Source organism: Paralcaligenes ginsengisoli, from assembly GCF_054781135.1.
Genome location: NZ_BAAGUZ010000033.1, coordinates 56,742 through 77,573, shown reverse-complemented (window position 1 = coordinate 77,573; position 20,832 = coordinate 56,742). Strand labels below are relative to the sequence as shown.

Genomic DNA, 20,832 nt, shown 5'->3' with positions numbered 1-20,832 from the left:
TGATCACCCTTGGGGCTGTGTGAATGTAAAAATCAACCGCAACGTGCGCTCATGCCGCCATCGACCAGCAATTCGGTTCCGGTCACAAACCGAGCTTCTTCGGAAGCCAGGAACAAAGCCGCGTTGGCCGTATCCCGGCCGTCGCCCATGAACGGCAAAGGAATCCGGGACTGACGCTGTGCAAGCAATTGCTCCACGTCGCCCCCGGCCCTCTGGCCGGCCAGCCTGGCTTCGACCATGGGCGTGTGCATCTGGCCGGGAATCACCGTATTGCAGCGTATGTTCTTTGCCGCATACTCAATGGCGACGACACGCGAAAACTGGATTACCCCCGCCTTGGCGCTGGCGTAGCCCACCTGGGCCGACCCGGTCCAGCGTATGCCCGAGGTCGACGCGATATTGACGACCGCCCCGCCGCCGTGCTGCTCCATCAGCGGCAACACATGCTTGCACGTCAGGAACACACTTTTCAGGTTGTAGTCGATCTGCGCGTCCCAATCGTCTTCCGACAAATTGACCGGACCGCCCTTGCGGGAGCCGCCCACGTTATTGACCAGGACATCGACCCGCCCATAAGCCTGGACGCAGGCCTGGACCATGTCCCGGACCGAGGCGCTCGAGGTGACATCCGCAATATGCGTCGTGATATCGCCGCCAATCTCCCGGACCCGGGCGACAGTTTCAAGCAACGCCCCGGCATTCAGATCGACGGCAAAAACCTGCGCGCCCTCTTCGGCAAAGCGAAAGGCAATCGCCCGGCCATTGCCCCAGCCGGGGCCTACGCTGCCCGCGCCCGTCACAATGGCTACCTTGTTGTGCAAACGTCCTGCCACGAAGACCTCCTGTGCATTGAATGAGAATTTCAGCCGGCGGCGCCAAATGCGCTCGGCGCCGCGGCATCCGCAGGCGCGACCTCGAAGACATTCAAGGTCATGGAGATCAGCGTGTAGTACCCCGCCAAACCGACCAGATCCACCACATGATCCTGGCCCAACACCTCGATTGCGCGCCGATATTGCAGCCCGGGTATGTGGCGTGTTTCGACCAGGGTTTTAACGAACTCGTAAACGACCTGTTCGTCCTGTTGCCGGAATTCGAGGGGACAGCCCGTGCGTATGCCCTCGGCGATGTCGCTCGATATGCCGGCTTCGATGGCAATGGGTTTGTGCGCCCACCATTCGAATTCAGAACGCCACAAGGCGGCGATGGTCAATATGGCCAGCTCGGACAGGCGCGGCGGCAGGCTCGAGTCGTAGCGGCAGTACTGGCCCAGCGCCTGGGCGGGTTCCGCCAGTCCGGGACGATGCAGCCATATGGCCAGGGGTCCGCGCACGCGCCCCCGGGGCCCCGACTGGATCGCCTGGTAGACGCGCCGCTGGTGCTCGTTCATCCGTTCGGGGTCGGGTGGCAAAAGTCTGGGCATTGCGATCTACCCCCGGCCCGGCGAGACGCCGTCTTTTTTGAACATGGTTCTTTTGGTATTGAAGAAATTGGGCCGCACCCGGCTGCTCCAGTCGGTCGCGCGCACGGCCACCCAGGGCTCCGAACCGAAAGTCTCCAGGGTCTCCAGATCGTAGGCGGCGTAATACCTGGGAGACCCGCTGCCGTCGGTATAGCGCCAGGCCTGGACCGTTCCAGGCACGGCCGCCAGGCCGGGCATGTGTTCAGTCTGGTACCACGCATTGAAATCGCCCTCGGCCTCGGGCCGCACATCCGTTTCCACCACATAGTGCCAGGCGGCTTTCTTGCCAAAGGAATGTCCAGGCAAATCCAGCGTACATTCCAGGGCAATGACCGCGGCGCCAGGGCACAGCCCCATGCATGCCGCCTGCAGCTTTTGGCACTGGCCATCAGTGTCGGCGGCGGCCAGCTTCAGGTACACATAGGTCTCGGCCTGCTCGATGGCACACTGCACGTCGAGCGAGGACAGCACTTCGGCAGACGACACGGCTGTCAGGGCGTGCCGAACTTCGGCGGCGCTCAGCCGCAAGCCTGGAAACTTGATCAAACCATTTTTCATATTGCCACGCGCACCTGTTCCATATAAGCATTCAATAGGGTCATGCCTGAACCTCTTCGTCAAATCCGTACAAAACCTGGGGATTGGCGACCAATATCTGCTCCAGCACCGCCGGGTCCGGACACAAATCGAGCAGAGTATTGGCCGAATCGCCGTCGTCGGGCATATCGCCCTGCACCCGGGGATGCGGCCAATCGGTGCCCCACAACAGGCGATTGGGCATATGCTCGATCAGTGCGCGCATCAGCGGCCTGCCGTCGGCAAAAGGCCGTTTGCCGCTGCTGGACACCCGGTCGATGCCGGAAATCTTCACCCACGCGCCGGGATGGCTCTTCAGATCCAGCAAGGCCTGGAAATTGGGATTCTCCACGCCCTTGTCCGCGGAGACCCTGGCCATATGGTCGATCACGAAAGGAACATTAAGGCTGGTGAACCAGGGCAATACCGAGATCACCGAGGCTTCATCGCCATGTACGCAAATATGCCAGCCATGCGGGGCAATCAAGCCGGCGATATGTTCGACCTCTTCCCGGGTAGAGCCCGCCAGATGGGACATGAAATGGAAGCGCGCACCGCGTATGCCGCCTTCGTGCAACCTTTTTATCTCGCCGGCGCTGACATCGGGCGCCAGCAGCGCCACGCCGCGGCACTGGCCGCGGCTGCGGGCGATGGCATCGAGCACCGCCGACATATCGTAGCCATGGCACGCCGCCTGAACCAGCACGGTACGGCTGATGCCCAGCTTGTCGTGCATGGCCTGCAATTTTTCAAAAGGCGCATCCGGCGGGGTATAAGGCCGTTTTTCGGCAAATGGAAATACAGCGGACGGCCCGAATATATGGCAATGACTGTCGCAGGCATGGGCCGGAAATCGGTGCCGGACCGGTGCAATCTGTTCCAGTGGCGGAGCGTAATCGAACATGGCTTTCTCATCAGTGAATCAACGCCATGATGCGTCAGACCAACTCAGGGCAGCAATGGCCGATATGTGACTTCTGATATACAAAAAACGTATATCATGCCGCTATGGACTTGAAACAAATCAACTATTTCATCGTCGTGTGCGAGCAGCGCAGCTTTTCCCGCGCCGTTGAAATCCTGGATGTCTCCCAGCCCTCGATCAGCCGGCAGATCCAGTTGCTGGAAGCTGAACTGCGACAGCACCTGTTGCGCCGAACCGGCCGTGGCGTGGAACCCACCGAAGCCGGCCTGCGGTTTTTGAATCATGCCAGGGCACTGCACAAGCTGGCCGGCCACGCAAAGCAGGATCTGCAAACCTTTCGCTCATCCGCCCAGGGCAAAGTCAGGCTGGGCCTGCCGCCCCGCGTTGCCCGGCGCCTGACCCCGCTGATCGTCCAGGAATTCAGGGCGCAGGCGCCGAACTCCTCCATCAGCATTGCCGAGGGGCTGAGTTCGGACATGCGCGGCTGGCTGATCAAGAACCGCATCGATCTCGCGCTGCTGTACGACCCTTCCCCCGCCGCCATGCTGGCCTACGAAACCATATATCGCGAAGACATGGTGCTGGCCTACGCAAAAACCTGCCAGCCCAGGCCGCCCCGCCTGATCAAAGCCGTTCAACTGGGCCAGTACCCCCTGGTCTTGCCCAGCATGCCGAACTCCATACGCACCCTGGTGGAAAATATCTGCAACGATTTCGAGGTCAGCCTGAATATCGTGGCCGAAGTCGACGTCGTGCAGACCGCGGTGGAAACCATATCCTACGATCAGGTATTCACGATTATTCCGCGCTCGGCCATCCACGACACCGCGCGCCACCGGGAATTGACATTTTCAGCCATCAAAGACCCGGTCATCATGAACAACCTGGTCCTGGCCATGCCTATCAACAGCCCCAACCCCGAACTGTCCGAGACAACCGCCAATATCTTGCGCAGCATCGATATGGGCAAGCATATGGTTTAAGACGATAGGTGTTTACGGCATGCGACGTTTAGGTATTTAAAGATGCCGTCTATCGGGGCTTGGGGTCAGGACCGGCACGCCCCCCTGCGGCGTCTTATAGATAGACACCCGCCCCAGCCCACACAAACCGCTACCCTACCCTAAAGTTCCCCTTCCCCACGCCGTTAATGTCTGTGAACAGGAAGAAGCGGGCTTGGTTTAAGTACGGGACTAAGGCCCTTGTGCTCAAAACAGGCTTCTTTCTTCTTGGCAACCAGGCGGAGCACCAGATTCGCCGTATTTATTCCTCTCAGGAGTTCTCATGTCAGTTATCAATACCAACACGCTTTCCCTGATTGCCCAAGGCAACTTGCAGAAATCACAATCAGCCCTAGGCAGCGCCATCGAGCGCCTGTCGTCGGGCCTGCGCATCAACAGCGCCAAAGACGATGCCGCCGGCCAGGCCATCGCCAACCGCTTCACCGCCAACATCAACGGCTTGACGCAAGCAACGCGCAATGCCAACGACGGCATTTCGATCGCTCAAACGACCGAAGGCGCGCTGAACGAAATGAACAACAACCTGCAGCGCGTGCGCGAACTGACGGTGCAAGCCGCCAACGGTTCGAACTCGGCGTCCGATCTGAAATCGATCCAGGATGAAATCGACCAGCGCCTGAGCGAAATCGATCGCGTGTCGGCACAAACCCAGTTCAATGGCGTCAAGGTTCTGGCAAGCAATTCCAACCTGAAAATCCAGGTCGGCACAAACGATGGCGAAACCATCTCCATCAATCTGCAGAAAATCGATACGTCCGCACTGAACCTGAAGTCCTTCAGCGTTTCAGGCGTGACCGGCCCCATTACGCAACTGACCGATACCTCGGTATCAGGCACGACCACTATCAAGACCCTGGATACAAGCGCAGTGGATGCGATTGCCGGCACCGGCGGCTTCACGGTTCATGGCGTGGGCACCGCAAACGCAAGCGGCACTTATACCGATTACGTGATCCGCCTGTCCAATGGCGCCCAGTACGAAGGCACGGTTAACGCATCGGGATCCGTGACATTCACCAATGCCGCCATCACCAACGCCGCCACGTTGGCGACCGCCCCGGAATACACACCGAGCGGCGCCGCCACCAGCAGCCCATTGAAAGCGCTCGACACGGCATTGGCTCAAATCGATGCCATGCGCGGCCAGCTGGGTGCGGTCCAGAATCGTTTCGAATCATCGATCGCCAACCTTAACAACACAGTAACCAATCTGTCATCGGCCCGTTCACGCATTCAAGATGCCGACTACGCGGTCGAAGTGTCTAACATGACCCGTGCCCAGATCCTGCAACAAGCCGGTACATCGGTTCTGGCTCAAGCCAATCAGGTTCCGCAGTCCGTGCTGTCCCTGCTGAAATAATCCGGCAGTCGTTCAAGCCCGGTAACGAAGCCGGATTCACCTCCGGTTTCCGCACAGCGCCCCGCTGCGATGAACCCGTTCATCAAGGCGGAGAAAGCCAGCCCCAGGGCTGGCTTTCGTGTATGCGATCGGCTCTGGCAAGCCCGCGGAAAAATGAATAACGAACCGCTAAAAAATCATTGCGGCGTGGGCCCCCGCTCGCACATCAGAAATATGCTGGAGCATAGATCGGGATACTGCTGCCCCAACTGGAAGCACCCGTCCAGGTATTCTTTGGAAATAATATCCGTGCGCAGCAAACGATCCCATTGAAAGTTCGCCAATGCCTTGAAAAATATCCCTGAACGATGCACCACCTTCAGGCCGGCCTTCACCGCATCCCGCTCCAGCGTATCCAGGGAATACGTGTATCGATGCCCATGTTCGGCCTCGGCCGGCGTAACAGCCGCATTATGCGTGATCAGGCCCATCTTGACAGCAATCTGCCTAGATGGCGCATTGGCATTCGGGCAAACCAGGAAAAAGCGGCCGCCTTCGGCCAGCCATTCGTCATTGATTCGCTTCAGCACCAGTACGGGATCATCCAGATGCTCCAGTACATGCGTCAATACGATGTTTTCGTAGCGTTTGGGCAAAACCGCTGTCTCAAACGTGGAATTCACAAAATCGACTTGATTGCCCAACACCCGCTTTGCCTCTTCAATCGCAAGGTCCGATGCCTCTACGCAGGTTACGTCTTCAGAATAGGCAAGAAGCCGTTTGGTGAAGTCGCCCTTGAAACTCCCCAATTCGAGCAGACTGCCCTTTCTGAAAAAGGGTTCAAACGACCTGATCATATAGGGATGCATAACGTCAAAATCAAAGCTATATGCATACTGATGAGTATCAGTGTCGTTTATTTCCGTATTGTAGTTACGCTGCTGTTTCATTCTTTTCCGTATCCCTTACAAGATTCAGGCACATTGTGATCGTCTTGCCATGCAGGCTCTTTTCCAGGAAACCATGTTTTTCGTACAGCCTGATGGCCTTTGTGTTTTCAGAATGCACATCGAGTTCGATCCGGCCTGCCGCCAGGCCCGTGACATGCTCGATGCACTGGCTCACTAAAAGAGAGGCAATGCCACGGCCACCCCACGCCGGCAATACACTGACGCTCGTGATGTAGGCGGTGCGGCACTTGAATTCGTTGCAATACACAGCCAGCAATCCAAGCAGCGCGTCATCTTTCCATGCTTCAAAGCGTATCGCGTTGGCAGCGATCTTCCGTGCATAGTTCTCTATCTCTACCCGTCCGCTCAAAGGCGGCATAAAATTCGTATCGCAATATCGCAAATGATCGGCAAGTTCCCGTTCGGAAGCTCTATTCAGGCGAAACGAGACAGACTCGTTCATGGTTCCAGCACCGCCAGCCCAAAACCATAACGGCCGAATTCATTGCCGTTATAAAGCAGATACACCAGGCCCTCGCATTCGAACACATGCGGGTAACATTGCATGTCGCTATCCCACGCTCCGGGAGAGATATCGAGCAAGGGGTTTTCATCGTCGCGCGTCCAGCTGTCCAGGTCGTCCGAATAGGCATGGCCAATCCGATAGCCTCGACCCTTGTTGTTTCTAAAGTCGAAAGACTGGCGATAGCAAAAGAACAAATGATAGCGGCCGGCGATCTCTATCACGGTCGGTAAAGCCTGGCTCTCATCCGGGCCCAGGCGATCGCCGATAATCTGCCGGGCTTCTTCTTTGCTCCAGTTGACGCCATCATCCGAAACTGCATGCCCGATCTTGTACGTGCGATCGGGCGGAGCATCGGGCGCATACTTTTTCCAGCCCGTGCCAAAGATGTACCACATGTGAAACGTATTGCCGAAGATCCTGACAAAACCGTCGCCAACCAGGCAGGGCTCGTGTATCGATGCGGCAAGAACCGGCCCCTGGCCAATGCGCTCAAAGGTAAGTCCCTCGTCATGGCTGACGGCCAAGCCTATGGCGGTATCGACCGAGACGGAAATCCGCCTGTTCCAGCCGCAAGTGTAGCCATAGACGACGTTGTCGTGGCGCAGCACATTCATCGGGAAAATACCATGCTCGTCGAAACAGCCGAGCCCGCCCAAAGGAATGACTGTCTTGTCCGACACGCGAATGACATCGCGCAAATTCTTGCGCATGTCGACATAGGCAATATGGCTCAGGTATTTGCCATTGTTCCGATCCACCGCGCGGGTGGAAAAATAGATTCTGACGAACTCACCAAACACCAGCGCCTGCGGAGACTGAGCAAACTGTGCGCAACCGTTGGGCAAAGCATATTGCGTCGGATCGAATATCTGCCCCAGTTTTTTCCACTTCATCGCCGCCACCTTATTCGAATGTTCCATCCAGCACGGCCAGGCCAAAGCCGTATCTGCCCACCTGGTCGCCAAGATAAGCCATGTAGATTGCGCCATCGAGTTCGAACACATGGGGATAGCTGATCATCTGCGCATCCCAGCCATGCTCCGATATGCCGATACCAGCCTTCGCATCGTCCCGCACCCAATCGATCAGATTCAGGCTGGAGGCATAACCAATCCGATAGCCATTCTCCTTGCTTCGATAATGGCTGCTGTAGCGGTAGCTGAAGAACATGTGATATTTACCCTTGGCGTAGAACACATCCGGGCTGGCTTGCGCCTCGTCTTCCTCGATGCGGCTGTCGATGAGATCCTTGTTCAATTTAGCCCAATGGATTCCATCGCGAGAAGTCGCCATGCGTATCTTGTAAACAGGCTCGGCTCGGCCGTCGACCCACTTCCACTTGCGCCCGGCGATATACCATAGGTACCAGAGATCATTGAATCGACGTATTTTCGGCCCGCTCAGGACGAACGGCTCGTCAAGCGAATAGCCAAGCACCGGCCCGTTGCCGAGTTTTTTGAATGTTTTGCCGCCGTCTTTGCTGATTGCGCACCCTATGGCAACATTGAATGGAACGGACTCGCAACGCGTCCAGCCGGCATAATAGGCCCGGACATCTTCTCCATCCCGTATAACGGAGACAGGGTAGGTGCCGAACTCGTCGAACTCGCCCAGGCCACCCAGGCTCAATATAGGCTGCTCACTGATGCGCAGCACTTTAAAGAGATCAGTACGATCCAGATCGACATAAGCGGAGTAACTTACATACTGGCCATTTGCGTCGGCCGGTGGCCGGCACGAAAAATAGACACGCACGCAGTCGTCGAATAACAGTGTCGCAGGCGCTTGTGCGAATTCCTTGAGCCAACCGCGGCCTTCGACCTGCTCCGGGGCGAACACCTTGCCTAATTTCTTCCATGTGAACATATGCCTGTATCCCTATCTATTCAGATCAGCTCATAGTTCGATTCGATGCACTCACGAACAGCCTCGGCTCGGTTGAACATCATGACATCCATAATGGAAAGCCAGGGAATAAATTCGTTGTCATATTGGGAATAATCAAACGGCTTCGACCTGATGAAATTCAGCTCGAAGCCCCGGGCCCGAAACGCATCCTTCGAATAAAGATCCACACCGCCAATCGCATTCGTGTAGGAATCGGCACCGGCCGCTGCGCACAAGGCAAATACCTTGTCCTGGCTTTTCAGGCCATGGTCGATGGCCATCTCGGACGATACCTTGATCGTTGTCGCGATTCCCAGATAGTCGCAAACCCTTGTGATCGAATGATGAATGAACTTGAATAAATTATTGTCCTCATGCCTCACGATGCGTTCGATCAATGGAAAGGCCTGTGAAAAGCAAGGTGCGCGCCGATATGCTTCGGCAATCTGTTTAAGCAGCTTTTCGCGGTTGAAATCCGCCGACAACTCCCTGTCGCGCACATCCAGATAATCCGAGCCGCTCTTGAGCGGCAGTGAAAACAATGCCTCTTTGCCGTTTTGCAACATGCGATTGCGATTGATCCAGCCCTTTTTCGTATATTTGATGTTGTCGTACACGATGAACAGATCGACCGCGGCAATCAGCTGAAAATAGCCGATATAGGGAAGAAAATACGGCTGCATGATGGCAAGCTTCACGCCGCGGCCCTACTGGCAATCACTGCGGCGGAATACCCTTGCGGCGCTCTGATCAGTTGGGCAATGGCTTCAATTTGCCCGTTCTGCAGCGCAGGATAAATCGGCAGGCATAATACTTTTTGGGCCGCGGCAGCGGCCATCGGAAGGCCGTCCCGGCGCGCCGACGGCAGCCCCCGATACATGGGAAAATCCGAAATCAGGGGATAGAAATAGCGGCGTGGATGAATGCCATGGCCTTTCAGAGTCTGGTACAGTTCGTCGCGGCCAATCGGGTAGGCCGCATCCACCAGAATTGGGAAATAAGCATAGTTGGCGGCTTTCTCGCCGGCATCCGGCAGGCATTCAATACCTTCTATCCCTTGCAGAAGGGCCCGATAGGCCGCGTCGATTTCTTTACGCCGGGCAAGCGCCTGATCGATGTACTTCAATTGCAGCAGCCCCAAAGCGGCATTGAATTCGCTCATTTTCCCGTTGATTCCCGGTGCCACCACGGTAACCTCGCCCACATGGCCAAAATTCTTCAATTGGTCGATACGGATTTTGGTCTTGGCGTCGGGGCAAATGATTGCCCCTCCCTCAAAGGTATTGAACACCTTGGTCGCGTGAAAACTCAATACCGATAAATCACCATGTCTGAGCAGGCTGCCTCCGCCGTCCTGCACGCCAAAGGCATGAGCCGCATCGTAAATCACCTTGAGATTGTAGTTATCGGCAATCTTCTGGATGGCGTCCACATCGCAGGGATGCCCATAGCAGTGCACAGGCATGATTGCCATGGTCTGGGGCGTTATCGCTGCTTCGATTTTTTCGGGATCGAGGTTGAGTGTCTTCGGGTCGATATCGACAAACACCGGTTTGATGCCATTCCATAACAGGGAGTGCGAGGTCGCCACAAACGAATAAGGGGTCGTAATGACCTCGCCCGTGATGCGCAAGGCCTGCAGCGCGGTGACCAGCGCAAGGGTGCCGTTGGTGAACAACGCAATGTGCTCGACACCCAGGTATTCGCAAAGCGCACGTTCCAATTGCTGGTGAAACGGGCCGCCATTGGTCAGTATTTTGCTTTCCCAGATTTTCTCCAGATAAGGAATGAATTCCTTCAAAGGCGGAAGATAAGGCTGCGTTACATAGATGTTGGCAATATCGTCGCGGCTCATTCTTGCACCTCGAAACTTTCAGGCGGCCTGCCATCGCACCAGCATTGCCACATCTGCCGTAATGCGGCTTCCAATCCTTGCGTTACAAGCCCCTTGGCACTTGACGATGAGCGCTCAATCCGCCCCCGGATATCGGTTCTAAGTGCGGCAAGCTCAGGCCGTTTCATGCTCCAGGCAAGCGCCTTGTCCACGTATTCGTCCTGAGTCCCGGCAACGAAATCGTTCAAACCAAACTGACTCATCAAGGCAACCCCTTGGCGCCCGGGCAAGGTTTGCCCGGCCAGAGTCAGCGTGGGAATACCCATCCACAAACCATGATAGGTCGTCGTTCCGCCTGTATAAGGAAACGTGTCCAGCAGCAGATCCACCTCGTGATGCAAACGCAGGTATTCCTGGATCGAAGTTCGATCGCGGAATACCAAGCGTTCCGCGCCGATTCCATGTTTTTCAAAGCGCGCCGCAATGTCTCGGCACATGCTTTCACCCTGCATATTGCCCAATAGCAGTTGCGAGCCGGGAACCGCATCCAGCACGCGGGCCCATAGCGCAAACACGCCCTCGCTGACCTTGCTTAGGCGATTAAAGCTTCCAAATGTGAATCTCCCCGCGCCCAAGACGGGCAGTTCATTGACATCGGGGCTACCGGCCACCGGCTCGAAGGCAACCGCCAGCGGCAGGCGCACCAGTTTTTCAGTGAACTGATCATCCAGCATGCCAGGGGGCGCAAAATGCTTGTCCACCAGGTAATAATCCATGGCGTCCAGGCCTGTCGTGGCGGGATACCCAATCCAGCTGGCCTGAACAGGCGCGGGCTTTAGCGTGAACATGGGCAAACGGTTGTAGCCGGTATGACCCGACAGGTCGAACAGAATATCGATGCCATCACGCCGAATCTGCTGTGCAAGTGCGGCATCGCTCAAACCGGCAGCCAGGGTCCATTCTTTCGCATAGCGGCGCAAATTCAGGCTGGTATCGTCTTCCAGGTCACTGCAAGTGCTGTATGCATATATTTCAAATAGCTTCTTGTCGAGAGACCGCCACACCGGCTCCAGAAAGTGCGCGACAGCATGGGCTCGAAGGTCGCCCGAGACAAAGCCCACACGCAGCAGCCGCCCAGGATCGCGAGAATTGGCATGCATGGTGATGGGCGCAGCGCCCGCTTTTTCTTCCGCCTTGAGCGCGAAAGACCGATGCGCCTTGAACAGCTCAATAGGGCCGGCTGACTCGTCGTGCGTCATGATGAACAGCCAATTGCTGAACACCCGAAAATTATCAGGCTGGGCGTCAAGTACCTTTCTATACAACATCATGGCCTCATCGACGCGAAGCTGCTCGGCGCATGCATTGCCCAGATTGCTATATACCGCCCAATAGTCGGGCTTTTCCCTGATTGCACGGCGATAGCAGGCCTCGGCCTCCGATATTCTCTTCTGTTGGCGGAAAATATTGCCCAAATGGTTCCATACCGACGCATCATGAGGGTCCAGCCTCAGGGCCCTACGGGCGCTTATCTCGGCTTCCACCACCAATTTCAAAGAAAGAAGAGCCGCGCACAAATCCGAATACAGGCCAGCCTCCATGGGCTGCAAGGCGATCGCCTTGAATAAGGGCTCCAGGCCCTCCTGGGTCCGTCCCGTTTGGCTCAGCACCTGGCTCAACGCATGCCAGCCAAACATATGCCGCGGAAACTGGACAGTAAGTTGCCGTGCCAAGGACTCCGCTTCCGGGAATAGCTCCTGCTGCTGTAAACGCGAAATGCGTTGTATGGTTTCCTGGGCAGGGCTTTGCCCCGCCGGCAAGGCGCGTCGCCCGGACGCTTTCTGGATTTGGGTCGACAATCCGGATTTGTCGGAACTCAGCCCCCCTTGCTTAAGTGGACTGGCATATAGAATCAGCGGATCCAGATAGCCAAGGCCGTTATATCCCTGCCCCGCATTCACCTCCAGCGCCATCGTGAAATAATCCACCCAGGCAGCGCTTGCGCCCATAAGCGCGCCCTGCCGCTTCAAGACATCCACCAAACGCGTCGCCATAAGCCGTGCTTTGGCATCGACCGCATTCTTTTCCGTGTCTTGCGTCGGCATGCCATCAGCTTGCAAGATCTTGCGCAGCAAGGCGACGATCTGCGGGAAATTGTTTTGACCATTGAAAGCCGGCAGCAGAGCGGTCTCTATGTCATTCAGCTTAAAATCCACGCCGTCATGCCAGAGATTGAATCTGGCCACGCCATACGCGGCTTCTTTGCCCGGCTGCGACAAGCTCGCCAGCCCAGGCACCAGGTGCAAATTGCCTGGCGCTACCGTGTCGTAGGGACTGGGCCCGAAGCTATAACGCAACAGGCCTGCCTTGAACAAGACTTCCAGCGTTCGCTGCACCGCTTTCGAATGATCGTGTTCCTCACCGGGCAAAGAGGTCACATCCGCGGTGTTGAGAACCAGGCTTTGAAAGCTTAGCGAGGCGGGCCAGGCATAACTCAAAGCCTCGACGATGGAAATCTCAAGTGGTTCCCCCACCATGATTTTCCTACCGGTGTGGGTGATATAGATTGTTCCTTTCACCGACACGCCGGGTTCCGGATTTGCTCGCCGGAACCCACCGGCCCAGCGCAGATCGGCGAAGCGCGCAAGATCCGGACCTATGCGGATCCCCTCAGCCCGCTCTTGTCGCACGAGCAGACTTTTACGCAACTGGCGGCCAACCGCAAAATCCAGGTACTGCTGCCGCATAACCTTGGGCTGCCCAAAGGCAATCAGGCTGTGGTTAAGCTGTACATTCACCCCATAGCTTGCTGAAAGCTCCTCCTGGGGTTCGGCATCGCCCACGTACGCCAGGCCGGCCTCCTGAGCCAGGCCGGCGAAATCAAGAAAATAGCTAGGGGAACTAAACGCTTCCAGATACTCTTGCGCCGTGCTGTAGTAGTCCGCGTACCTGTGCAACTGCTCCACCGCCGACTTGAGCTCAGCCGCCTGCGGATTGTGTACCGCCACCCCATCCGACAGCAAGGTCAGCATGGTTCTGGCGCTGGCCAGCTTTTCTTCATCGTCAGTGGCCGAGTGGCTGTGCAGCAACATGGCGTCGCGCACTGTCTCGCCGGCCTTCCAGCCAGGATACGTGTGGTAACTGATATAGGCTATGCCTTTGGGCGACAGGTTTTCACTGCAGATGCGCAAGATTGCCTGGCGCACCTCAAGCGGCACCCAGCTGAACACGCTATGCACGATGATGTAATCGAACTCGCCAAAGCTTTTGTCGATGCCTGCCAAGCTCATGGCGTGCAGTTGCAGGTTTTCAACGCCCAAATCCTGCACAACCTTCCTGCCTTGCTGGATCTGCGCCGGCGATAAGTCAACGCCCACGGCCTGCGCGCCGGAATATGCCAGTACAAACGGCAACAGGTTTCCACCCGACCCACAGCCCAACTCCAGCACCCTGGCCTTTTCCAGCGGCTCCGTTTCCACTCCGTATAAATGCGCCGCCGCCCTCAAATGGCCGGGCGACGAATAAAAAAAGGCATTCGATGTGTACGGCGCGCAGTCGCTCTGCCCGGCGATTTGCTGATTGACGGTATCGGGCGGATTCAAGCCAGACTCCTGAAGGTATAAAAACGGATAATGAGCAGTAGCGTAACAGGCGCAGCAACGAGCTAATCCGCCGAACTATGGCGGATTTTGGAGGTAGCTGGACAGGATTAAGCGCTGGCGCAGGCTCGCTCGAAAGGATGAAACGCACTGCCACTGCCCGATCCTTTAAAGAACGCGCCACTTCTGCCGTTAAATTGAAAAAGCGCCAATAAACGAAGGGAAGCGGGACCACGCAAGCCAGGAATCATCATGGAAATCGAAAAATTCAAGCTGCAGCACGTTGAAATACTCACTGCCATTGCCGCCCTAAGAAAATACGCTCACGCCGGCATCAAAGAACATGCCGGCGACATTGCTGGCTTGATTGTGTCCATGAACACCGTAATCAAGGTGCATTTGGCCGTGGAAGATCGTCTCCTGTACCCGGCTCTGCAAGACGGCAAAGATAAAGCCCTGGCCGACATGGGGCGCCGCTATCAGGAAGAAATGAAAGACATTGCATCGGCCTATATCGCGTTCTCACGACACTGGAATACGCCAACACAGGTGGCGCACGACCCTGAAAGCTTCAGGGCCGAAGCCAATACGGTGTTGCGGCGGGTACATGAGCGCATGCAAAAGGAAAACACAGAGTTCTATCCCGCAATCGAGAGATCGCAGAAAGGGTAAAGCGGGAATTCGGGCGGCGATGCAATCGGAAACCGGGCGCGGGACCATGCATCGGATTCGGGGGCCACAAGTGCACCCCTACAGAAGGCTTTGGTATTCCATTTCGCTGGGCGCTTCGTGCCAGTTTTTCCGAGTCAGGGAGGCTCGGATGCGTGCAACGGCTTGCGAACGTATCTGCGACACGCGCCCTTCGCTTACATCCATGACCGCGCCGATTTCCTTCTGGTTGAGGTCCTGCTCGAATTGCAGCGACAGCAACAACTGCTCACGCTCAGGCAGGTTTTTAATGGCGTCCGCCAGGGCTTGCCGCAAACCCTGCGACAACAATTGATTTAGGGGATTACCCTGAGCGACCGGCCGATCCGAATCAAGCACGGTGTGGTCCAGCGCGTCGTGCGAATCGGACTGATGGCGCAACAGGTCTTCATAATGAACGATCTGCACTCCACGCGCATCATCCAGCAGTTCGTGATAATCGGACAGGGGCAGGTCAAGCTTTTGTGCGATTTCCAGTTCAGTGGGAGGGCGCATCAACTGTTGCTCAAGCGCATGAATTGCCTGCTCGATGCTTTTGGCCTTGCTGCGCACACTGCGCGGCAGCCAGTCCTGGCTGCGCAACTCGTCCAGCATGGCCCCGCGCACTCGCGTGACGGCATAGGTTTCAAACTGTGCGTCAGGAGTTTGCTGATAACGGCGCGCGGCGTCCAGCAGGCCGATCATGCCGGCCTGCATTAAATCATCGAGCTCGACGCTGGCAGGCAGCTTGGCAACAAGCTGCAATGCCAGGCGGCGAACCATGGGAGCGTACTGACCGACCAACAGGTCTTCCGAGCTGGACATGCGCGAGCAAACAAAAATACAGACAAGCTATTCTCGCGCCAGACCCGGCACGGCCATGCCACGATCAAGACGGGATTTCATGGACTGTTCCAGGCATTGAGGCATGATAGGCGTGGCCCCGCCGCAGCGATGAAACCCCGAAAAACTAAAGTTCCTGGCGGTGCGGCCGTTAAAGCTTCAGGCAAGCATGTATACCCATGCTCAAACCCATGCGCTGGGCGAAACGCAAAAACGTTGCGCCCAGCGCCCGTTTGGCTACATATCCCAGGAGCGAGTCCCATGATCAGCCCCCTTGCGCCCATTCAGGCCCAGGCCAGCCCGGTACCTGCGGAAGCAGTTCGCCCCGCCACTGTACCCGACCCCGCCCAGCAGGTCACCGCGGCCCAGGATACCTTGAATAGCAATACCGCCACTGCGGGAAAACCGCAGCCGGATACAAGCAGCCAAGCCATGGATCCCCTGGAAAAAGCCCTGAAACGGGTCAATTCCAACTTGCAAGCCTGGTCCACCGGTATGCGCTTCGACGTAGACCCCGATTCCAAACGCATTGTGGTGTCAATTATCGACAACGCCACCGGCGCGGTATTACGTACGGTGCCCAGCGAGACCGTCATACGTGTCGCCAAGATGATTTCCCAATTTCAGGGCACTGGAATCGATACCAAGGCCTGAGTCCCGTGAAGGCAAATGCGCAAAATGGCGCAGCTTATAGCCGCTGACACAGGGATTAAACCCATTCGAACCACAGCACAATAGTCCCACCTGGAGATTTATCATGGCAAACGTTTCTTCCCTCGGCGTCGGGTCTGGCTTGCCGCTGGATACCCTGCTTACCAACTTACGCAATAGCGAAAACACCGCGCTCGTAGCCATCCAAACTCAACAATCCGGAGTCCAGAGCCGGATTTCAGCCTACGGACAGCTTAAAAACACCGTCACCACGCTTCAAGGCACTATCGCCGCGCTCTCCAGCAACGATACTTACGGCGCGCTTAAAACCAGCGTAAGCAGCAGCGCCTTTACGGCCAGTGCCACCAGCCAGGCAATTCCCGGGCAATACAGCATACAGGTCGATACCCTGGCGACAGCGCAAACCCTGATTGGGGCCGGACAAGCCAGCCAGACCGCCGCCAACGGCACGGGCGGCCAGGTAACCATTACCCTGGCCGACGGCACCAGCAAAGTGCTGGACATGACAGGCAAAGACACCTCGCTCAATGGCCTGGTCAGCGCCATCAACTCCGACTCGACCCTGGGCGTGCAAGCCACCCTGATCAACGACGGTTCGGGCACTCCGTACCACTTATTGCTGACTGCCGCCAAGACCGGCACTACCGCTTCGGTGACCAGCATCAGCGTATCCCCCGACAATACAGCCCTGCAGTCTGTAGTGGGCTTCGGCGGTTCCAGCCCAGCCCTGACGGCAACGGCGGCCACCAACGCCAGCCTGCGCATCAATGGCATCGCCATCAGCAGTCAAAGCAATCAGGTCGCGAATGCCATCCAAGGCGTTACGCTCAATCTGAATACAACCACGACCGCGCCCTCCAACCTGTCCATTACCAGCGACAACAGCGCCGTCAGCGCGGCAGTCAATGCCTTTGTCACCGCCTATAACAGCCTGCAAACCACGCTCCAATCGTTGACGGCGTTCGACACCACCGCGAAAACCAGCAGCGCACTGACTGGCGACAGCGTCGCACGCAGCATTCAGAACCAGGTTCGCAATGTGATGAATGTGGTGTCTTCGACAGGAACCGTGCGTACATTGTCGCAACTGGGTATTTCAACCAACAAGGACGGCACCCTGGCCATAGACAGCACCAAGCTGGCTGCCGCCGTCAACAGCAATCCCGACGATGTAAAGAACCTTCTGAGCGGCACCAATGGCGTGGCCCAAACGCTTACGACCGTAACGAATAACATCCTTGGCACCAACGGCTTGTTAAGTACCGCCACCGATAGCGCCAACAGCATCAGCAGCGATCTGCAAAAACAGTACGACGACACATCGGCCCGCATCGATGCGGTCATGGCCACCTACCAGACGCAGTTCACCAATCTGGATACCATGGTGGCGCAGATGAACTCGGTCAGCAGCTACCTTACCCAGCAATTGTCGTCTTTAAGCATTTCTCAGAGCAGCACTAAAAAATGACCTATACCATGCAACAACGCGGAGCCGGGCGGATGAGATCGGCGCAAACCTATGCCAGCATCGGCCTGGAAACAGAGGTGCTCAGCGCCAGCCCGGAACGCCTTATCACCCTGCTGTTCGACGGCGCGCAAGCCGCCATCGGCAAGGCCCGCCTGTACCTGCAGCAGGGAAATATCGAAGGCCGCGGCAAAGCGATATCCCAGGCCATAAATATCGTCGAATCCGGGCTCAAAGCCAGTGTCGATCTGGAAGCGGGCGGCGAACTGGCCAACAACCTGGTGGCTACCTACGAACTGATCGCGCGCAAGCTCCTGTTGGCCAACTTGAATGCCGACGCCGAGAATCTGGCCCTGGCCGAGCAGTTGCTATGCAATATCGGCGATGCCTGGCGCACCGCCGTAGATACCAAAAGACCTGTTATAACAAGCCTTTGAACCCACACTCACGCAGACCTACTATTAATATACTAATCATCGGAATGCCCGCAGGCATTTTTTGGTGAGCGACAAATATGATCATCACAAACTCGGTTTTGCGCCAGTATCAAATCATCGCCGCCATTTCGAACAGTATGTTCATCGCGGCTCACGCCAACCAATGGGACCAACTCGTCGAACTGGGGGATCAATACCATCGGGAAGTCGAAGCGCTGCGCAACATAAGTGAGCTTAGCAACGAAGACCGCATGGCGCGCAGAGACCTGCTGAACCAGATTCTGGCCAACGACGCCCATATCCGGGAATTGGCCAGCCCCGAACTGAAGCGCCTGCGCTCCTTATTGGGCACCATGAGGCGCCAGCAATCCGTGCTGCAGGCCTATTGCGCCCCTGCTGCCAATAAAGAATGAGCATAGGCGGCCCATCCGCCTTGGGCACACTGCTGGTACAAAGGCTGGATGCTGTGCTGGGTACCACGCTGTCGCAGCAAGCCAATATCGTGTCCGGCGCGCGGCCCGACGCCGTCACCCAGCCCGACAATCCTTCCTGGCTGGGAGCCGCTGAAAACGAAATGCTGCGCCATCCGCGCGAAGCCGTGGACCAGGCCAAAGGCCAAGCCGGGCAACAAAGCCCCCTGGACAAATCCCGGCTTGGCGCGAACCGGCCCGACTCCAATCTGGCCTACAGCTCGACGGCAACAGACAGCACGCCTTCGGCCCCCACCACGCTGGGCTACGCCGCCAGAACCATACTCGCCCTGCTCAACACCTTCCCGGAACAGGCCCCGGCCATGATGGGCAAGGCGCCTTTGGCGAATCCTGAGCCGACTGCCGCGAATTCTCAAACGGCAGGCGCGCCGCCGCCCGGCACCCGCGCAGACACCGCTTCGGCCAGCCCGGCCAATGCCGCATCCACCGCACCTGCCGCAGCCGCCACTGCCGGCGCGGGCATGACACGCGGCGCCGGCGAAGCAGGCAACGCGGGAATTCCTGCCCGAGTATTCGTGCAAGCCTTATCGCAGGCACTGCAAAGCAGCGGCCTGTTTTATGAATCGCATCTGAGCGATCTCTCATTTGGCCAACGCAGCGTCGATTCCCTTTTGCCAGAGCCTCAAGCGCAACTGGCCCGGGCCGCACCGGGCCATGCGCAGCCAGATACCTCGGCATACCAGCCCTCCACCGCGGGCGCCACTGCACGCGATGCCGACGCTTCCCTTGCCGGGGCCCCGGCTGCGCGCAGCGACCCGTCTGCCGCCGGCGCGCAGGCCCAGACAACATCCAGCGCAGCTTCCAGTGCTCAAACCGCTCAATTGGCCGGCCTGCACCCCGATACTCACCTGCTGGTGCGCCAGCAACTGGAAGTGCTGGCCAATCAAGCCTTCATATGGCGCGGCGAAGCATGGCCCAATACCCCGATGCAGTGGGAAATCAGGCGCCAGGCAGATTCACCCGACACGCCCGAAGCCGATAATCATTGGGCAACCCGCCTGAATCTGACTCTACCCCGGCTTGGCAATGTCGAAGCGCGCCTGAGCCTGGCGGGACAACAATTGGTGATGCACCTGGTGGCGCCCGAATCCGCCGATCAACTAAGCGAACAAAGCGCCGAGCTGCGTTCACGGCTGCTTGGCGGAGGCCTGCAACTGAGCCGTCTGTCGATCGCCCAGACAGAATCGGCGTCCGCGGCCAGCGAAGAGATCATCCCATGAAAAGCCCGCCCAAGGCACTCGTCCGGCCCAGTGCGGTGGCCATCACATACGACAAAAGCGATTCGGCCCCACGCGTCGTTGCCAAAGGCTATGGCACCTTGGCCGAAACGATTATCCGGACAGCCCGGGAGCACAATTTGTATGTGCATGAATCGCCCGAACTGGTGGGCCTGCTGATGCAAGTCGACCTGGACCGGCATATTCCGCCGCAACTCTACCTGGCGATCGCGGAGTTACTGGCCTGGCTATACTCGCTGGAGTCCAAAACCGGTGCGCCATTCGAAGCCAAAGCAGGAAAACCCTCAGCCTGAGCGGGTAATCGGCAATGCGCGGCCATGCGGCATGAAGCCGCAATATTCACACCGCCATGCTGGCGATTTCCTGGTAGGCGGCCACCAGGCGATTGCGCACTTGCACGGTAGACTGGAACGCGATATTTGCTTTTTGCATATCGATCATCACATTGTTCAGCGATATACCCGGCGCGCCGAGCTCAAAAGCCTGCGCCTGCGTATTGGCGGCGTTCTGCATGCTTGAAACCTGCTGCAAAGAGCGCTGCAGCTCGGCCGCGAACCCGCCGCTGGCGGACGACGATGCCGCCGCGCTGGCCTTGGGCGCAGCCGCCAGATCGGCCACGGCACGCATCTGCTGCAGCACGGTTTCTATACTTGATAAGCGATCAATAGCCATTATTGCAAACCATATGAAGAAGGGGCCGGAGCGGGAAAACAGCCGGCGCATTGCTGTCGATCGAATACCTCGCCGAAGCAAGCCATTTCGCGCACGGCATTCCACACCGACTATGACGTCATGGTACGCAAAAACCAGGCTGGCAAGCGTCGCAACAAATGGCAAAACCCCACCCAATTCGAGGCTTACCAAAAAACCTCAACGCGA

Annotated in this window: 22 protein-coding genes; 9 read left to right on the top strand and 13 right to left on the bottom strand. The window is 57.3% G+C overall.

The features are described 5' to 3' along the window. Nucleotides 1–32: 32 nt before the first annotated feature. Genes ACYVIS_RS16575 through ACYVIS_RS16560 form a run of 4 tightly spaced genes read right to left on the bottom strand, consistent with a single transcriptional unit; the run spans nucleotide 33 to nucleotide 2,942 of the window. A complete protein-coding gene (locus ACYVIS_RS16575) occupies nucleotides 33–833 on the bottom strand; it encodes an SDR family NAD(P)-dependent oxidoreductase (protein ID WP_232743620.1) in 801 nt (266 codons plus the stop codon). A gap of 29 nt (nucleotides 834–862) precedes the next feature. Then, nucleotides 863–1,423: a carboxymuconolactone decarboxylase family protein gene (locus ACYVIS_RS16570; protein WP_460874480.1), complete on the bottom strand. Its 561-nt coding sequence runs from the start codon at nucleotides 1,421–1,423 to the stop codon at nucleotides 863–865. Between the two features lie 6 nt (nucleotides 1,424–1,429). Then, entirely contained in the window at nucleotides 1,430–2,020 is a 591-nt protein-coding gene (locus ACYVIS_RS16565) for a DUF4286 family protein (protein ID WP_232743622.1), read from the bottom strand. 40 nt (nucleotides 2,021–2,060) lie between these two features. Further along, entirely contained in the window at nucleotides 2,061–2,942 is an 882-nt protein-coding gene (locus tag ACYVIS_RS16560) for an amidohydrolase family protein (protein ID WP_232743623.1), read from the bottom strand. A gap of 104 nt (nucleotides 2,943–3,046) precedes the next feature. Here ACYVIS_RS16560 and ACYVIS_RS16555 point away from each other — a divergent pair, with 104 nt between their 5' ends. Continuing rightward, a complete protein-coding gene (locus ACYVIS_RS16555) occupies nucleotides 3,047–3,946 on the top strand; it encodes a LysR family transcriptional regulator (RefSeq protein ID WP_460874479.1) in 900 nt (299 codons plus the stop codon). A 301-nt stretch (nucleotides 3,947–4,247) separates the two neighbouring features. Then, nucleotides 4,248–5,345, top strand: a complete 1,098-nt coding sequence (locus ACYVIS_RS16550) for a FliC/FljB family flagellin (protein WP_460874478.1) — start codon at nucleotides 4,248–4,250, stop codon at nucleotides 5,343–5,345. 176 nt (nucleotides 5,346–5,521) lie between these two features. Here ACYVIS_RS16550 and ACYVIS_RS16545 read toward each other — a convergent pair whose 3' ends face one another. The 7 genes from ACYVIS_RS16545 to ACYVIS_RS16515 all read right to left on the bottom strand — a co-directional run bounded on the left by ACYVIS_RS16545 (nucleotide 5,522) and on the right by ACYVIS_RS16515 (nucleotide 14,123). Continuing rightward, nucleotides 5,522–6,181, bottom strand: coding sequence for a class I SAM-dependent methyltransferase (locus ACYVIS_RS16545; RefSeq protein ID WP_460874477.1), 660 nt, complete (start codon nucleotides 6,179–6,181; stop codon nucleotides 5,522–5,524). A 76-nt stretch (nucleotides 6,182–6,257) separates the two neighbouring features. Continuing rightward, complete coding sequence (locus ACYVIS_RS16540; RefSeq protein WP_460874476.1) at nucleotides 6,258–6,653, bottom strand: GNAT family N-acetyltransferase; 396 nt, start codon at nucleotides 6,651–6,653, stop codon at nucleotides 6,258–6,260. 80 nt (nucleotides 6,654–6,733) lie between these two features. Then, nucleotides 6,734–7,693, bottom strand: a complete 960-nt coding sequence (locus ACYVIS_RS16535) for a hypothetical protein (RefSeq protein ID WP_460874475.1) — start codon at nucleotides 7,691–7,693, stop codon at nucleotides 6,734–6,736. Nucleotides 7,694–7,703: 10 nt separating this feature from the next. Further along, nucleotides 7,704–8,666, bottom strand: coding sequence for a glycoside hydrolase family protein (locus ACYVIS_RS16530; RefSeq protein ID WP_460874474.1), 963 nt, complete (start codon nucleotides 8,664–8,666; stop codon nucleotides 7,704–7,706). Nucleotides 8,667–8,686: 20 nt separating this feature from the next. After that, nucleotides 8,687–9,385: a WbqC family protein gene (locus ACYVIS_RS16525; protein WP_460874473.1), complete on the bottom strand. Its 699-nt coding sequence runs from the start codon at nucleotides 9,383–9,385 to the stop codon at nucleotides 8,687–8,689. Continuing rightward, nucleotides 9,382–10,542 carry a DegT/DnrJ/EryC1/StrS family aminotransferase gene (locus ACYVIS_RS16520; RefSeq protein ID WP_460874472.1) on the bottom strand — a complete coding sequence of 387 codons (1,161 nt, stop codon included), beginning with the start codon at nucleotides 10,540–10,542 and terminating at the stop codon, nucleotides 9,382–9,384. The genes ACYVIS_RS16525 and ACYVIS_RS16520 overlap by 4 nt, the downstream gene beginning before the upstream one ends. Then, nucleotides 10,539–14,123: an O-linked N-acetylglucosamine transferase family protein gene (locus ACYVIS_RS16515; RefSeq protein WP_460874471.1), complete on the bottom strand. Its 3,585-nt coding sequence runs from the start codon at nucleotides 14,121–14,123 to the stop codon at nucleotides 10,539–10,541. The genes ACYVIS_RS16520 and ACYVIS_RS16515 overlap by 4 nt, the downstream gene beginning before the upstream one ends. 249 nt (nucleotides 14,124–14,372) lie before the next feature. On the opposite strand from ACYVIS_RS16515, the gene ACYVIS_RS16510 reads away from it, so the two are divergent. Next, on the top strand, nucleotides 14,373–14,792 hold the full coding sequence (locus tag ACYVIS_RS16510; RefSeq protein WP_460874470.1) for a hemerythrin domain-containing protein: 420 nt from the start codon (nucleotides 14,373–14,375) through the stop codon (nucleotides 14,790–14,792). A gap of 78 nt (nucleotides 14,793–14,870) precedes the next feature. On the opposite strand, the gene ACYVIS_RS16505 is transcribed toward ACYVIS_RS16510, so the two are convergent. Continuing rightward, a complete protein-coding gene (locus tag ACYVIS_RS16505; protein WP_460874469.1) occupies nucleotides 14,871–15,632 on the bottom strand; it encodes an RNA polymerase sigma factor FliA in 762 nt (253 codons plus the stop codon). 279 nt (nucleotides 15,633–15,911) lie between these two features. Here ACYVIS_RS16505 and ACYVIS_RS16500 point away from each other — a divergent pair, with 279 nt between their 5' ends. The 6 genes from ACYVIS_RS16500 (at nucleotide 15,912) to ACYVIS_RS16475 (ending at nucleotide 20,246) form a co-directional block, all read left to right on the top strand. After that, nucleotides 15,912–16,304, top strand: coding sequence for a flagellar protein FlaG (locus ACYVIS_RS16500; RefSeq protein WP_460874468.1), 393 nt, complete (start codon nucleotides 15,912–15,914; stop codon nucleotides 16,302–16,304). 103 nt (nucleotides 16,305–16,407) lie between these two features. Then, nucleotides 16,408–17,790: a flagellar filament capping protein FliD gene (gene fliD, locus ACYVIS_RS16495; RefSeq protein WP_460874465.1), complete on the top strand. Its 1,383-nt coding sequence runs from the start codon at nucleotides 16,408–16,410 to the stop codon at nucleotides 17,788–17,790. Next, nucleotides 17,787–18,224 (top strand): flagellar export chaperone FliS, encoded by a 438-nt coding sequence (gene fliS, locus ACYVIS_RS16490; protein ID WP_460874464.1) that lies wholly within the window; start codon nucleotides 17,787–17,789, stop codon nucleotides 18,222–18,224. Before fliD ends, fliS begins: the two co-directional genes overlap by 4 nt. A gap of 77 nt (nucleotides 18,225–18,301) precedes the next feature. Continuing rightward, nucleotides 18,302–18,637 (top strand): flagellar protein FliT, encoded by a 336-nt coding sequence (locus ACYVIS_RS16485; RefSeq protein ID WP_232743636.1) that lies wholly within the window; start codon nucleotides 18,302–18,304, stop codon nucleotides 18,635–18,637. Further along, nucleotides 18,634–19,935: a flagellar hook-length control protein FliK gene (gene fliK, locus ACYVIS_RS16480; RefSeq protein WP_460874463.1), complete on the top strand. Its 1,302-nt coding sequence runs from the start codon at nucleotides 18,634–18,636 to the stop codon at nucleotides 19,933–19,935. The genes ACYVIS_RS16485 and fliK overlap by 4 nt, the downstream gene beginning before the upstream one ends. Further along, nucleotides 19,932–20,246: an EscU/YscU/HrcU family type III secretion system export apparatus switch protein gene (locus ACYVIS_RS16475; RefSeq protein WP_232743638.1), complete on the top strand. Its 315-nt coding sequence runs from the start codon at nucleotides 19,932–19,934 to the stop codon at nucleotides 20,244–20,246. The genes fliK and ACYVIS_RS16475 overlap by 4 nt, the downstream gene beginning before the upstream one ends. 46 nt (nucleotides 20,247–20,292) lie before the next feature. On the opposite strand, the gene fliE is transcribed toward ACYVIS_RS16475, so the two are convergent. Next, nucleotides 20,293–20,625 (bottom strand): flagellar hook-basal body complex protein FliE, encoded by a 333-nt coding sequence (fliE, locus tag ACYVIS_RS16470; protein ID WP_232743639.1) that lies wholly within the window; start codon nucleotides 20,623–20,625, stop codon nucleotides 20,293–20,295. Nucleotides 20,626–20,832: the final 207 nt, after the last annotated feature.